Source organism: Metasolibacillus fluoroglycofenilyticus (genome assembly GCF_003049645.1).
GTDB classification, from domain to species: domain Bacteria; phylum Bacillota; class Bacilli; order Bacillales_A; family Planococcaceae; genus Metasolibacillus; species Metasolibacillus fluoroglycofenilyticus.
Genome location: NZ_PYWK01000001.1, coordinates 2189305 through 2204682, shown reverse-complemented (window position 1 = coordinate 2204682; position 15378 = coordinate 2189305). Strand labels below are relative to the sequence as shown.

At 39.2% G+C, this 15378-nt stretch carries 14 protein-coding genes; 13 read left to right on the top strand and 1 reads right to left on the bottom strand.

What is annotated here, in order from left to right:
• The first annotated feature begins 127 nt into the window (after positions 1-127).
• The 7 genes from pepV (at position 128) to C9J36_RS10245 (ending at position 7513) form a co-directional block, all read left to right on the top strand.
• Positions 128-1513, top strand: a complete 1386-nt coding sequence (pepV, locus tag C9J36_RS10275; RefSeq protein ID WP_107943011.1) for a dipeptidase PepV — start codon at positions 128-130, stop codon at positions 1511-1513.
• A 202-nt stretch (positions 1514-1715) separates the two neighbouring features.
• Positions 1716-2567, top strand: coding sequence for a D-amino-acid transaminase (dat, locus tag C9J36_RS10270; protein WP_107943010.1), 852 nt, complete (start codon positions 1716-1718; stop codon positions 2565-2567).
• Positions 2568-3021: 454 nt separating this feature from the next.
• Positions 3022-4005: an NERD domain-containing protein gene (locus tag C9J36_RS10265; protein ID WP_107943009.1), complete on the top strand. Its 984-nt coding sequence runs from the start codon at positions 3022-3024 to the stop codon at positions 4003-4005.
• Positions 4005-4925 carry a diacylglycerol/lipid kinase family protein gene (locus C9J36_RS10260; RefSeq protein WP_107943008.1) on the top strand — a complete coding sequence of 307 codons (921 nt, stop codon included), beginning with the start codon at positions 4005-4007 and terminating at the stop codon, positions 4923-4925. Before C9J36_RS10265 ends, C9J36_RS10260 begins: the two co-directional genes overlap by 1 nt.
• A 120-nt stretch (positions 4926-5045) precedes the next feature.
• The gene (gene trmB / locus C9J36_RS10255; RefSeq protein ID WP_107943007.1) at positions 5046-5702 is read left to right on the top strand and encodes a tRNA (guanosine(46)-N7)-methyltransferase TrmB; all 657 of its coding nucleotides are present in this window, start codon (positions 5046-5048) and stop codon (positions 5700-5702) included.
• Positions 5703-5895: 193 nt separating this feature from the next.
• Positions 5896-6762, top strand: coding sequence for a YtnP family quorum-quenching lactonase (locus C9J36_RS10250; protein ID WP_066161876.1), 867 nt, complete (start codon positions 5896-5898; stop codon positions 6760-6762).
• 316 nt (positions 6763-7078) lie between these two features.
• Complete coding sequence (locus C9J36_RS10245) at positions 7079-7513, top strand: hypothetical protein (protein ID WP_107943006.1); 435 nt, start codon at positions 7079-7081, stop codon at positions 7511-7513.
• Positions 7514-7585: 72 nt separating this feature from the next.
• Here the strand turns inward: C9J36_RS10245 and C9J36_RS10240 are convergent, their stop codons facing one another.
• Positions 7586-7900, bottom strand: coding sequence for a peptidase M4 (locus C9J36_RS10240; protein ID WP_066161883.1), 315 nt, complete (start codon positions 7898-7900; stop codon positions 7586-7588).
• A 130-nt stretch (positions 7901-8030) separates the two neighbouring features.
• On the opposite strand from C9J36_RS10240, the gene C9J36_RS10235 reads away from it, so the two are divergent.
• The 6 genes from C9J36_RS10235 to C9J36_RS10210 all read left to right on the top strand — a co-directional run bounded on the left by C9J36_RS10235 (position 8031) and on the right by C9J36_RS10210 (position 15057).
• Complete coding sequence (locus tag C9J36_RS10235) at positions 8031-9110, top strand: M42 family metallopeptidase (protein ID WP_107943005.1); 1080 nt, start codon at positions 8031-8033, stop codon at positions 9108-9110.
• Between the two features lie 144 nt (positions 9111-9254).
• Entirely contained in the window at positions 9255-9773 is a 519-nt protein-coding gene (locus C9J36_RS10230; RefSeq protein WP_066161889.1) for a DUF84 family protein, read from the top strand.
• 70 nt (positions 9774-9843) lie between these two features.
• The gene (locus C9J36_RS10225) at positions 9844-10362 is read left to right on the top strand and encodes a hypothetical protein (RefSeq protein ID WP_066161892.1); all 519 of its coding nucleotides are present in this window, start codon (positions 9844-9846) and stop codon (positions 10360-10362) included.
• A gap of 317 nt (positions 10363-10679) precedes the next feature.
• Positions 10680-11495 (top strand): DUF1444 domain-containing protein, encoded by an 816-nt coding sequence (locus C9J36_RS10220; RefSeq protein WP_107943004.1) that lies wholly within the window; start codon positions 10680-10682, stop codon positions 11493-11495.
• Positions 11492-12106 carry a YtpR family tRNA-binding protein gene (gene ytpR / locus C9J36_RS10215; RefSeq protein WP_066161899.1) on the top strand — a complete coding sequence of 205 codons (615 nt, stop codon included), beginning with the start codon at positions 11492-11494 and terminating at the stop codon, positions 12104-12106. Before C9J36_RS10220 ends, ytpR begins: the two co-directional genes overlap by 4 nt.
• Positions 12107-12423: 317 nt before the next feature.
• The gene (locus C9J36_RS10210) at positions 12424-15057 is read left to right on the top strand and encodes a DNA translocase FtsK (RefSeq protein ID WP_107943003.1); all 2634 of its coding nucleotides are present in this window, start codon (positions 12424-12426) and stop codon (positions 15055-15057) included.
• Positions 15058-15378 lie beyond the last annotated feature (321 nt).

Sequence of the window (15378 nt, the reverse complement as noted above, 5' to 3'; positions counted from 1 at the left end):
AATCGATTGTTCGCTTCATTTTATTTTACCTCATTGCAAGAAAAAGGATAGTGAGCTAGTGCATTTTTCATTGTTTTTTCACATAGAAAGCGTAAAATAGACGATATTAGAAAAAGAGGTGGAAGAAATGAATTGGTTACAAATTGCGCGTGAGCGTCAAGAAGAGCTGCTTGCAGAATTACAGCAGCTCATTTCAATTGAAAGCGTATTAGATGAAGAAGCTGCGTCAAAGGAAATGCCATTTGGTAAAGGACCTCTGGATGCTTTAGATTTTATGTTAAAGAGGGGCGAGGCAGCAGGTATGACAGTGAAAAATGTAGACCAAATGGCCGGCCATATCGAAATGGGCCAAGGGCAGGAGCTATTAGGTATTTTATGTCATGTAGATGTAGTGCCTGTAGGAGATGGCTGGACATATCCTCCGTTTGAAGGACGTGTCGTCGATGGCAAATTGTACGGTCGTGGGGCGATTGATGATAAAGGGCCAACGATGGCTGCATGGCTTGCAATGAAAATGGTAAAAGATAGCGGTATCACTCTATCAAAAAGGGTGCGAATGATTATCGGCACGGATGAGGAAAGTGGCTTTCGCTGTGTAAAACGGTATTTTGAAAAAGAGGAGATGCCGACAATTGGCTTTGCACCAGATGCTGATTTCCCATTAATTAATGCTGAAAAAGGGATTGCACATCTCGTATTTTCTTTGAAAAATAAGCCAACTAGCAATGAACAATTATTATCATTTATTGCTGGAAAAAGAATAAATATGGTACCAGATTTTGCGGAGGCAAAAGTAGCGACAATTTCACAGCAGACTGCTGCAAATTTCCAAAAATTTTTACAGGAAAATGGGGCGGAAGGTTCTTTAACAAATGAACATAATGAATATATAATAACAGTAAAAGGAAAATCAGCCCATGCGATGGAGCCTGAAAAAGGCGTAAATGCTGCTGTACTACTAGCAAAATTTTTGACTACTGAGCTAGCTGGTAACGGTTTAGCCTTTGCTCAGTTTATTGTCGATGTTTTTGGCAAGGATCACTATGGTACGGCATTGCAATTAAACTATTATGATGAAATGTCTGGTGAAACAACATTAAATCCAGGCATGTTGAAATTTGATGCAAATGGTGGAACGATTGAGGTAAGCATGCGTTACGCCGTAACCTATTCCTTTGAGGAAAAGATGACAGCAGCACAACAAGTGCTTGAGAAAGCGGATTTTACAATGGATATTGTCAGCAATTCTAAGCCGCATTATGTATCAGAAACAGATGAGCTTGTTCAAACATTAGTGGCTGTATATCAAAAATATACGAATGACTTTTCGCAAGTTTTATCAACAGGCGGAGGCACATATGCGCGTGTATTAAAGAAGGGGGTAGCTTTCGGTATGCTATTCCCTGGAGAAGTGGATGTTGCGCACCAAAAGGATGAGTTTGTTGAAATAGAAAATTTAGTAACTGCAGCAGCAATTTACGCGGAGGCTATTGCAAAGTTAGCAGGCGAATAAAGTAAAATTTCAATTAGTGGAAGCTTTAACGCATAGAATAGGCTAACAGCGACATAGTCGCATACAAGTATGGGGTTTTTAGTTAATGTATATGTTTATTGATTTTAAGGTTTTATTCATTTATCTTTTGCTGGAAGTCAGCGTGTGGATAGAAGATTTACTAATTGTTAATACGGAATAAAGTGGAGAAGAGGTATATATGATGGGGTATAGTTTATTAAATGATCGCATCGTTACAGATGAGGAAGTTGTTATTCATAAAGAGGACCGTGGTTATCAGTTTGGGGACGGAATTTATGAGGTAATTAAAGTGTATAATGGGCAATTGTTCACGGCGCAAGAGCATATTGATCGCTTTTATGTAAGCGCTGAAGAAATTCGTTTGACGATTCCTTATACGAAGCATAAATTGCACCAGTTATTGCATGAGCTAGTAGAGGCAAATGAGATTAATAACGGTCATATTTATTTTCAAATTACACGTGGCGCTTCCGCGCGTAATCATATTTTCCCAAGTGCTGACGTAGTGCCTGTCTTAACAGGGACAGCAGTGGAAACATCACGTCCATTCACTAACTTAGAAAACGGTGTGAAGGCAACCTTTGTAGAGGATATTCGCTGGCTACGCTGCGATATTAAATCATTGAATTTATTAGGGGCGGTATTAGCAAAGCAAGAAGCATTTGAAAAAGGCTGCTATGAGGCTATTTTACACCGAGCTGAAACGGTGACAGAGGGCTCATCAACAAATGTTTTCGGTGTGAAGGATGGTGTATTACACACACATCCAGCGAATAACTTCATTTTAAAAGGAATTACACGTCATGTTGTTTTACAATGTGCGCAGGAAATTGGCTTACCTGTGCAGGAGCAAGCGATGACAAAGCAACAGCTTCTAGCGATGGATGAGGTTTTTATTGCCTCGACAACTTCAGAGGTGACACCAGTTATCGATATTGATGGTCAGCAAATTAATGGTGGTCAAGTAGGTGCATGGACACGCAAATTGCAAGCGCAGTTTGAGACAAAAATTCCAGCACCAGTTTCAATCTAAATAGAACGTCTGAAAAGCGTGCTAAGGCATTGCTTTTCAGACGTTTTTTATTACCTTATAATAATCAAAAGCAATATTCCTTATCTTACTAGATTGAGTAGCGAGCATAGGGTTAACAGCATATCCACCATAGGATATATTTAACGCAAATGATATGTTTAAGTGTGGAGCACACTGTTAATAAAGGATTTACTTGTTGATTGGCGTGAAGAGCAGGATGCTCCTACGACTACTCATCGCAAAGTAAACTTTCATTTCGGCGACAAGCCGCCCCCGCAATGGAAATTAACGAATTGTTAAGTATTCTATGTAAAAGAAAGGCTAATCAACACGCATGGGATAATATTTCAATATAGCGGTGTGCTCGCCAGCTTTTAGACAAACTTATATTTTTTTGCTGGCGATTCATGTACAATAGATACTACGAAAGCAAGTAGATGGAGAGTGTTTCGCGATGGCTCAATTAGTAAAAATACAAGATTATATATCTCGCTATGAAATAGATTTAACGCGCTATCCTACACAGTTTGTTCGCTTGAAAAAAGTACAATGGGAGCGCATCAAACACCAATGGGAAACAGGCGGTGAATTAAACCAGCAGTGGGAGCATGTTGATACGACTGAGGATGTCGTTGAAAATGAGAAATCGAGGTTCGCATTTTTAAAGAAATTTTTCCCTCAAAAAAAGCAAATCATAGAGGAGCCTGCGACTGACGAAGTAGTAGCGGATGACGAATTTTTAGACGAGGAAACAACGCTGTTTTTTGAACCAAACATCGTTTATAATCCACAAACATTAGAGGAATTAAAGCGCATGTTTATGGACCAATTTTTCCATTTTCAAATGAAGTGGGCTAGCTCGACATTGCGTGAAAAATCATATGTTGATCCTAAGTATATGCGTGACACGTTACTACGCACATTATTACAAGACTTACCAGATAACTATTTCGTGTTTTATTACCCAATTTTACGTGTGAAAAAAGCGCCAATCGAGTTAGAGGTCATTGTGATTACGCCTGTTGAATGTGTTTGTATTACGGTAGTGGAGGAAGAAAATCAAGCTGTTTATGTCGGCGGTAGCGAACGTTTTTGGGTTAAAAAGGTAGGGAAGCAAGATAAAAAAACACTTAATCCTTTTATTCGATTAAATCGCATGGAAACATTGGTTAAGCAACTTTTTGAGCAAGCAAGCGTAGACATGCCGATACGTAAAGTGCTGCTTTCGCGCAATGGCTATTTTGATTATCCAGGCGCTGTTCATGGTGTGCAGTTTATTGATAAGCGTAAATATGCAGGGTGGCTTCAACAAATAAAGCGGACGGTTTCACCGATGAAGCATATGCAAATTCGAGCTGCACAGTCGATATTAGCGATTGGTCAAACTACATCGTTTCATCGGGATATATGGAGCGAGCAAAAAAAGGATGACGAATAATGCAGCTCCATATTATTTTGAATGCCTATGCAGGTAGTGGCAGAGGGCTTAAGCGTTGGCGAAGTTGGCAACCTGCTTTAAATATTCCTTACATACTACATACAACAGACTATAGAGGGCATGGCTTTAAAATTGCACAAGAAATTGCACAGCAGACAAAAAAACAGCAACGACCGACTTGTATTGTTATTATTGGAGGAGATGGGACAATTCACGAGGTCATAAACGGTGTGCTCCATTGTGAATGGATAACGATTGGCGTGATGGCGGGAGGCTCTGGCAATGATTATGCTAGAACTTATCCTACTTTCCAAACGGTTGAGCAGTTGATAGACTTTGTACAGCAGCCTGCAAGAAGGCAGCATGACTGTGGTGTTGTCAAATTGCAAAAGGAGCACGCCTTTATGAATAATTGCGGCATTGGCTTTGATGCGGCGGTTGCCAAAGTTGCCAATGACTCAACTTTGAAAAGGCAGCTCGGCAAAATGGGGCTCGGTAAATTAAGCTATATCTACTTTTTAATTAAAGAATTATTTATTTTTAAACCGTTCGAATTAGAAATACTTGTAGATGGAGAACGACATCATATTCACAATGTTTGGTTTGCGACAGTATGCAATCAGCCCTACTTCGGTGGGGGTATGAAGCTTTCACCAGCATCGGAAACCGATGATCAAATGCTTGAGGTAATTGTTGTACATAATATATCAGCAATAAAATTATTATTTTTGTTTGTTACGATTTTTTCGGGTACGCATATTCGTTTACGGGAAGTAATACAGCTTACGGGGCAAAAAATTCAATTCACACATAAGGCAGAGCTGCCTTGTCATGCGGATGGGGAAATATTAACAGAGCCAAACAAGCAAATGCAGTTTCACATTGAGCCATTAAGCTGGTATGCGACAAAAAATAAGTGAATCAGTTATAATAAAGTGAATCTTCAGTCCGCGACAATTTTTCGGATTGCTGTATTGAAAAACATAGGCTAGGAACTTTGTAGCATAGAAAAGATGTAATAAAGAAATGAGGAAAAGTAAGTGAGATTAAGAAACAAACCGTGGGCAGAAGAATTTATTCATGCGCATCCAGATGTCATTTTGCCAAATCCAGAGCAGCATAAGGGCGATTGGTCAAATGTATTTGGCAATGACCATCCGATTCATATCGAAGTCGGAACGGGCAAAGGACAGTTCGTGCTAGGTATGGCGTTACAAAATCCAAATATTAATTATATCGGAATCGAGCTATATGATAGCGTGATTGTTAGTGCACTTGAGCGCATTGTTGAAGCCGACAAGCCTGCTAATTTACGTCTATTAAAAGTAAATGGTGCGAAATTACAAGACTATTTTGCCAAAGGCGATGTTAATCGTGTTTATTTGAACTTTTCAGACCCATGGCCAAAAGCACGCCATGCGAAGCGCCGTTTAACACATGAAAGTTTTTTAGCAATTTACGAAAATGTTTTAATTGAGCGAGGGGAAATTCATTTTAAAACAGATAATCGTGGCTTATTCGAGTACTCCTTAGTGAGCATGAATGCTTACGGTATGGCATTAAACTACGTCTCTCTCGATTTGCATGCAAATATGCCAGAGGATAATGTGATGACAGAGTACGAGGAAAAGTTTTCGGCAAAGGGGCAGCCTATTTATCGTTTAGAGTGTCAGTTTCGCAAGCAAGTTGGAGCATGATTTATTGAAAATATAACTTATAAACGATAATCTTCACTGCGGTTGGTGCGGAGTAGCGATATCCTTATTCTAAACAGCTAATAATGTGTTGCTTATATAAATATTAGCTTGTTTTTGTAAGGTGAAATGCCTTGTATTAGGCATACACCCGTTGATTGCAGCTATTTTAATTTTTGAATTAGGGGGAGAAATGATGGATCAATATGTATTTCATAATATGAAACTATTTTGGTTAAATGGTGGGGTAACAGCTTTAGATGGAGGAGCAATGTTCGGGGTCGTACCAAGAGCGCTCTGGTCGCGCAAATACCCTGTTAATGAGCTAAATCAAATTGAGCTTGCATGTGAGCCCATTTTAATTCAATACGAAGGTAAAAATTATTTAATTGATTCGGGTGTAGGTGCAGGCAAGTTAACGGAAAAGCAGCTGCGCAACTTTGGTGTTTCCGAGCAGTCAACATTGGAAACAAGCTTAGCTGAGCTCGGCATGAAGCCAGAGGATATTGACGTTATTTTAATGACGCATTTACATTTCGACCATGCGGGTGGTTTAACACGCTGGGAGGGGGAGCAGCTTGTTCCGGTATTCCCAAATGCAACGATTTACACGACGCAAATCGAATGGGATGAGATGCGTAATCCAAATATTCGTTCGCGCAACACCTATTGGAAGGAAAACTGGGAGCCTATTCAACATTTAGTGAAAACGTTCGAAGGGGAGCTAGAAGTAGCACCGGGCTTAAAAATGGTGCACACAGGTGGTCATAGTGATGGTCATGCCATTATTCGCCTAGAGCAAAATGGCGATGTGCTCCTACATATGGCAGACATTATGCCAACACACGCACATCAAAATCCACTATGGGTGCTTGCATATGATGACTACCCAATGACGAGCGTGTTTGCCAAGGAAAAGCTGATGAAGGAAGCATTAGAAAATGGCTATAAATTCATTTTCTATCACGATGCCTATTACCGTATGCTTCAATGGGACGCAACAGGCAAGGAAGTTGTTGACAGCTTAAAGCGCAGTAATGAGGCAGTGATTCAGTTTAAATAACAGAGGCGCCCAAAATGCCGTGCAGTAGCCGGCATTTTGGGCGCTGTTGTTTGCCGTTATTATAAAATGTTTGTTTATTAATATAGTGAGTGGTTTTTTTGAAAAGAGGGGGGCTATCCAAAAATAAATAGATAGTGCCTCTTTTAAAGATGTGATGAACACTGACTTCGGCGGTGTTTGTTTTCGATAAAGAGAGGTAATGAGAACCTTTATTTCAATGCTTTGTCAAAATAAAATGATTTTTTGATTCATTAGTTTAGAGAAGTTCGCGCAAGTGTAATGGATGGAGCATAGCCTATTATGGAAGGTGATGTGCGTGAAGAAAAGTATCATATTAATTATATTAATCGTTCATATTATGTTAGCAATAGCTTTGTTTTATGTAGGAAAACAATATGAATTTGTCGCATCACCAACAAATTCATGGTTGGCCAATTTAATTCTAGCTCTTGTCTTATTTTGTATAGTGATTTTTTTAAAATCCTCCAACATTAGTAAATTACCTAACCTATTATTAATACTCTATCCTGTTGCGATTTTACTAATAGCCGCTATAGCTTTTTATAAATTACCTAATTATACATATGCTGAAGCTCGTGAAATGATTGAGCGGACGACTGGGGAGACAACCCGATATAATAAAGGTGATTTTCCAAAAGGGCAAGAAGGTATGTATTATATATACACAGATACATCTGTCTATATAGTAAATGCAGAAACAGGGGATTATGTAAAAAGATTGTATGAATAAAATGATTTGTTATAGAAGACAAAAATCGCATGAAATCAGCACTTATGATTTGGTTTCATGCGACTTTTATATTTATAGCTTCGTCAGCTCTAAAACCGCACCCGAGCGGGCGTCTGCTGCGAATTCAAATGATTCCATTTCGCCGTCCATCATGCGTGAAATGCCACCGCGATAAACAGGAGCAGTTGTAAATCCGTTGTTAAACTCTTCTACTTTCATAAACACCCATGAGCCATCAATAGGTGCTTCTTTTTTAAATTCAGCCTTAATTTGCTGTAATACTGTATCTGCTGATAAGTAAGGATCGACGCGTTCACTTACCTCTTTAATAATAATTGCTGCTGCTAATCCCGTCGCTACCCCTAAAACAAAATCTCTCAATTTCATCTTTATTCCCTCCTTGCTCTAACTTTATCACATATAAAAGAGCGTGTAAAAAATAGAAAATTCGAAGGGCGAAATACTTTTACTTTATGTTATAATAGATGCGTAAATTAACAAGGGGAGTGTATCATAAGTGAATCAAGAAACAATGCAGCTTTTCAAAACATTAACAGAGCTTCCGGGAGCACCCGGAAATGAGCGTGCAGTACGTAATTTTATGCGCAGCGAGCTTGAAAAATATGCGGATGAGGTTATTCAAGACAATTTAGGTGGAATTTTTGGTGTTCGTAAATCTACACAAGCGGATGCACCAAAAATTTTAGTGGCAGGACATATGGATGAGGTCGCATTTATGGTCACATCGATTACTGATAATGGACTCATTCGCTTCCAAACACTAGGTGGCTGGTGGAATCAAGTAATGCTAGCACAACGTGTAACACTTTATACAAAAGACCGTGAAATTCCGGGGGTTATCGCTTCTGTACCACCGCATTTATTAACAGATGCGGAGCGTGCAAAGCCGATGGATATGAAAAACATGCTGATTGATATTGGTGCTGATTCTAAGGAAGATGCAGAGTCAATGGGCGTTCGTCCGGGACAATCTATTATCCCTGTATGCCCATTCACACCGATGGCTAATCCGAAAAAAATTATGGCGAAAGCTTGGGATAATCGTTATGGTTGCGGTTTAGCAATTGAATTATTAAAAGAATTAAAAGATGAGCAGCTAACAAATCATTTATATTCAGGTGCGAATGTAATGGAGGAGGTAGGTTTGCGCGGCGCTGGTGTTTCTGCCAATATGATTCAACCAGACCTGTTTTTTGCTTTAGATGCATCACCTGCTAACGATACATCTGGTGATAAATCGCAATTTGGTCAATTAGGGCAAGGTGCGCTAGTACGTATTTTCGATCGTACAATGATTACTCACCGTGGCATGCGTGAATTTGTATTAGATACAGCTGAATCAAACAAGATTCCATACCAATATTTCGTATCACCGGGTGGTGGCACAGATGCTGGTAAAGTTCACATACAATTAAACGGTGTACCATCAGCAGTTATTGGCATATGCTCTCGCTACATTCATACATCTTCATCAATTATCCATGTCGATGATTATGCGGCAGCGAAAGAACTATTAGTGAAGCTTGTTAAATCAGTCGACAACACTACACTAGAAACAATTAAAGCTAATGTTTAATAAACGAGCTATCGGGAAATCTACTTCCTGATAGCTTTACATATTTTAGCCCTACTCATGTAAACCGCAGTAAACGTAAAAACTGATTTTTTTTCGTACAAGAAGTATTTCCTTAATAAAGAAAATAAATAGGAGATGATGGCGTTGTTAGTAGCAATTGGCACACAAAATAAAGCAAAAACGAATGCGGTAGAAAAGGTGATTCACACTTATTTTCCGCAGGCAAATTTTGTTCATCTAAATGTAGAATCAGGCGTAGCAGCACAGCCTTTGTCTGCTGAAGAAACACGACAAGGGGCGATTAACCGCGCAAAAAATACTTTGCAACAAACAGAGGCAGATTGGGGTTTTGGCTTAGAAGGCGGTGTGCAGCCAGTAGGTGAAGAGCTGTACTGCTGCAATTGGGGAGCAGTTGCATTGAAGGATGGAACTGTTATTAGTAGTGCAGGGGCACAATTTGTTTTACCTAGGTCAGTAGCAAGCGAGGTACGAGCAGGGAAAGAGCTCGGACCAGTAATGGATGCTTTTGCAAAGAAGGAAAATACCCGTCACAATGAAGGCGCAATTGGTATTTTTACGAATAATTTAATAAATCGCCAACAAATGTTTGAGCATATCGTAACATTGTTGGTCGGTCAAATAATGTATTTGGATAGGAAATAAGCAATGTATTTGCACATTTACCTCAAAATAAATTACAATATATGCTGTAATAGAAAGTGAGGGAATTTGTATGAATCGCAAATGGCTTCATGGCCTTGCAATTACGACGCTTGCATTTACGCTAACAGGCTGTGGCAAGTCAGTGCAGGAGCAAATTGAAGTTGGGGTGGCAAGCGCTGAAACAATTTTTCAGGAAAGTGCTGAAGCACCTAACACAACAATTGGTTCAATCGAATTGTTTGTACCAAAATCCTATACGGTAGAGCAAGGTGCAAATGAAATGAACTACATTTTAACTAAAGATAAAGATTCTTATATATTATTTGTCAATACGAATGAACAAGAAGACAGCAAGTTGCATTATGACAATCTCATTGCCGATGAAACGAAAAATATTGTGAAATCACAAGAAATTGAAACAACGAATGAATTTGGTTTTTCAGCAGTTGTTCAGCTTGATGACAAACAGTATGAGTTAATCGTGAGTAGTGGCGGTATTAAAATGACGACGCTTTCTGAAGATCGCAAAATCGAAGAAAAGCTACATACAATGATGCAAATTGTTCGTTCTGTACAAATTACAAAATAACGATATTTATTTTGATTGAGAATTAAAATAAGCCTAAGTAAATGCCACAGGTTTTGAAGCCAAGCTTGCTAAAAATCTGCTGGGATGGTTTTGATAAAGCGTCCAAATGCTACAGCAGGGCGCTCTTTTTTGTTATAATAATATCGGTTTATCCCGTATTAACAGGCTATAAATCCCTAGGCTTCAAAATAATATGTAAAGAAATATTGGAGTGTGGAACAAACAACCTAGAAAAAACCGATTGATGAAACGACCAATCAGTGGAGGATGAAAAAACACTGAGGGAAGGTTCACTTTATTTAAAAGGAGGGACAAATGTGAAATCTCCAGAACTTGTAGAAACATTAAAAAAACAGCTTGGTGAGGAGCTTTTTGATTGGTCTTATGATAAAGAGACAGATAAAGTGCGTTTACAGCATAAAGTATTGCAGCGTGGGATGGATATTTCGTTGTCTGAAATATTAGCGAAGTATACGACGAAAAAACAGGCGGCAATCGATGAGGTTGTCTATACAATTGAACAAACATTTGCAGCAATGCTACAGGAGCAGGAGGTAGGTTTTGAGCAATTGTCTGCGGTTTACCCAATTATTCGTTCAGGCTCATTTCCGAAAAAGTCCAAGGACGGGCACTCATTCATAACGACAGAACATACGGCGGAAACGCGAATTTTTTATGCACTTGATTTAGGAACAACGTATCGTTTAATTGATGAAGCAATGCTAGAAAAGCTTGGCGTTACAGCGGAGCAAGTGCGAGAGATTGCACGCTTTTCAGTGAAAAAATTGCCGACCGCAACGAAAAAAGATGAGGTAGCAGGCAGTATATTTTATTTTGTCAATCATAACGATGGTTATGATGCAAGTCGTATTTTAAACGACCAGTTTTTAAAGGAGATGGCCGCGCAAATTGAAGGCGATATGACCGTATCTGTGCCGCATCAGGATGTGCTAATAATAGGTGATATTCGCAATGAAGTAGGGTATGATGTATTGGCGCAGATGACGATGCACTTCTTTTCTGTAGGAGCGGTACCTATCACATCTTTATCGTTTATTTATGATGAGGGCAATTTAGAGCCAATTTTTATTCTCGCAAAAAACAAAGTAAAAAAGGAGCAAGAGAAAAAATGAATGTAGCATATAACAAAGAGCATGTTGGTGATGTGCTTTTAGTACAACTAGCAACAGAGAAAATTATTACAACAGTAGTGGACAGACAAGGCGATGTAGCTTTATTAAAAGAAGAAGCAACAGGGGAAGTAAAGGCATTCAACTTATTTAATGCCAGCAAATATATCGAGCTGACAGCAAGAGGCATTGTAGAGCTAACGCCAGAGCTTGTGGAAAAAATCGAAGCTGCATTAACAGCAAATAATGTCACATTATCATTAGATGTGGATTTTTCACCAAAATTCGTTGTCGGTTATGTAGAAACGAAGGAGAAGCATCCAAATGCTGATAAATTAAGTGTTTGTAAAGTAAATGTAGGCGATGAAACACTGCAAATCGTTTGTGGTGCACCGAATGTAGAAGCGGGACAAAAAGTAGTTGTTGCAAAAATTGGTGCAGTTATGCCTTCAGGTTTACTCATTAAAGAAGGAAATTTACGCGGGGTAGATTCATTTGGTATGCTATGCTCAGCACGTGAGCTAGAAATTCCAAATGCGCCTTCTGAAAAGGGAATTTTAGTATTGGCGGAAGATGTTGAAGTAGGTTCAGCGTTTGAAATTCCAACGCGCTAAAATTTTAGAGGCTGTTTGAAAAGGTATTCTCTTTTCAAACAGCCTTTATTTTTGCCTAAGGCTAACCTCACCTCAAAATGAATTATTCAACAAAGGCTTAAAAACACACATTTTAAAATTAAAAAGAACAAGGTAAAACGTGTTTTTTCTTTCATCTAATTGTGAATCATCTTTCAACAAGTCGATAAACCTCCCTTTCTCTTAATATTTCCCTATTTGCACTGCGTAAACTCTGCCTCAATGGCTTAAAATATGGTATGCTTTTAGTATTCTATTTTCTAAAATAATGAGTTTTTTTTAAAGAAAAGAGTGAGCATATGAATTGGTTTAAAAAGCAAATAAATAAAATTTTATATACAGATGAGGAATATGATGAGTACGAGCAAGAGGTTGAGCAAAACGAGCAGTTTACGCAACAGCCGCAAATGAAAAAGACAACCTTCCGTTTCCCCCTTATTGCAGATGAGGAGTTAATCGAAAAAAAACCAGCGCCTCAAGCGATGCAGCAACGTCAAATGGACAATATAGAAATAGACCAGTCAACATTTGAGTTGCCAAGGCATTTACGAGAGGAGCAGCAGGAGATTTATGATGTAGAGGTATCAGGTATTCGCGAACTATTAGCGCGCAGACAAAAAAACAAAGGACAGGTCAATGTTTTTCGTAGTCAGCCGCAGGGACGGCGTAATAATTCTTTGAGAGAAGAAAAAGATTTTTTAACGCCTACAAAATCTCGTGAGAAAAATGAGCCAAAGCAAACAACGGTTAGTCCTTTACAAAATCGTAAACGCTTTATACCAACTGATGTACCATCGCCCGTTTACGGTTTTGGTAAGCCTAAGCCGATTGAACAATTGTTGCCGAAGAAAGATGAAGAACTTGCAAAACCGATTGTGCCAGAGGAGCAATCGGCGTCAGCGCCACAATTCACCGAAGCGCCGTTCATCGAAGAAATCCCACAAGCACAAGAGTTAACAGCAACATTTGAGGCCTCATCTTTATCAACGATTGAAATATTAGAGGATGGTCAAGCACCACAGCCAGTAGATTTGAATACATCTGATTATAAGGATATAGAGCAACCGCCTATTATGGATGAGCAGGATGAGTTTGATTTGCTAAGTGAATTGAAGGTGGAAAATTTAAAAATTGAAAACTCAACAATCCATATCGGTCAATTGCATGTGGAGCAAGCGCCGCCATCAGAGGAAGGTGCTATTGAAACAGGTGGCAGCCGTTTGCCATTTAATGTTTTAATGTTAAAGTCTGATAAGCAAAAGCAGCTTGCAAAGGAATTTGTTAAACAACATCTACAACAGCAAGAAATGAAAATGGTGAAAGAAGAGCATGAACAGCAAGTTACAGCTACTCTAGTTCAAGAAAAGCAGCCAACTGAAATGGCATTACAACAACAAGTAAAGACTGTTGAAACCGCGCATGAAGTAAAAAATCAAACGGAGGAGCAGTCACCTGCTAAAGCTACTGCTGCAGTAAAGGAAACGCCGATGCTGCAAGAGAAAACAGTTACTGCTGCTCAGCCAAAGTCGCACTATGAAAAACCTTCTACCACATTTTTAGCGCCTGCTGAGCAAAAAACGGAAGATTATGATTGGATGGAGCAACAAGCGGAGGCATTAGTAGAGGCGCTTTCTTATCATCAAGTGACTGCGCAGGTCGAATCAATTATGCAAGGACCGGCTGTAACACAATTTGAAATTACGATTGGGCAAGGCACGAAGGTAAGTAAAATTCGCAACTTAGCTGATGACTTAAAGCTAGCGTTAGCGGCGAAGGATATTCGAATTCAAGCTCCAATTCCCGGAAAGCGCACGATTGGTATTGAAATACCGAATTTAATTTCCCGTGCTGTCCGTTTATCGGAGGTAACGAATAGCGTAGCCTTTAAAGAATCAGAATCGCCAATGGAGGCGGCACTTGGTTTAGATTTAACTGGTAAGCCAGTTACATTAGATTTGCGAAAAATGCCACATGGCTTAATTGCAGGTGCTACTGGCTCTGGAAAATCTGTTTGTATTAACTCAATTTTGGTTAGTCTATTATATAAAGCAGATCCAAATGAATTAAAGCTTATGCTAATCGACCCAAAAATGGTGGAGCTAGCACCATTTAATCATATTCCTCATTTAGTTAGCCCTGTTATTACAGATGTGAAGGCAGCAGCGGCAGCTTTAAAATGGGCAGTTGAGGAAATGGAGCGTCGCTATCAGCTATTTATGCATGCAGAAGTACGTGATATAACACGTTTCAATGCGATAGCAGAGGCAAATGGACAATACGCTCAAAAGCTTCCATATTTATTAATTGTGATTGATGAATTAGCCGATTTAATGATGATGGCACCTACAGATGTAGAGGATGCCATTTGCCGTATTGCTCAGAAGGCCCGCGCATGTGGTATTCACTTAATTGTAGCGACACAGCGTCCTTCTGTAGATGTCATTACAGGCTTAATTAAGGCCAATATTCCAACGCGTATTGCATTTGCGGTATCATCACAAATTGACTCACGTACGATTCTTGATATACAAGGAGCAGAACGTTTGCTTGGGCGTGGAGATATGCTGTATTTAGGAAATGGCATGTCAGCACCACAGCGTATTCAAGGGACATTTGTAACAGATGACGAGATTGAGGAAGTAATTCGTTACGTGCGTAGCCAAGGACAGCCTGATTATATTTTTGAGCAAGAGGAGCTATTAAAGAAAGTTGAAACGATTGAGGCACAGGATGAACTTTTTGAAGAAGTATGTCGCTTTGTTTATGAGCAGGGAGCTGTTTCTACATCGTCAATCCAACGCAAATATCATATCGGCTATAATCGAGCAGCAAGGCTGATAGAAATGTTAGAGAAGCATGGTTTTGTGTCAGAGCAGAGAGGAAGTAAGCCACGAGAATCTTTCATCACAGAATCTGATTTAGAAAACTTATAAAAGTGCCAGGCACCGAAACAATTCTGATAATTTACTACAATTTAGCAGAAGATTGTTCAAAAAAGTTAGTTGAATGAAGCTTTTTCCGTATTAACAGGCTGTAGGATTCCCATATTAAAACTAGAAGTTTAAGTGTGGTCAACAGCCTGTAAAAATCGAATGTGGCAAACTTGATGTTGATTACACAAGCGTTTTCATAGAATGTAAAGTCTTTAGCCTGTGTTCTTCTATCAACAAACTACGCTGGATGAGTGAAAACTTTGCTGAAGGACGTTGAACAGTTCTAGTTGTTATAAATGTAGAAAAAATTAGAATAGTCGT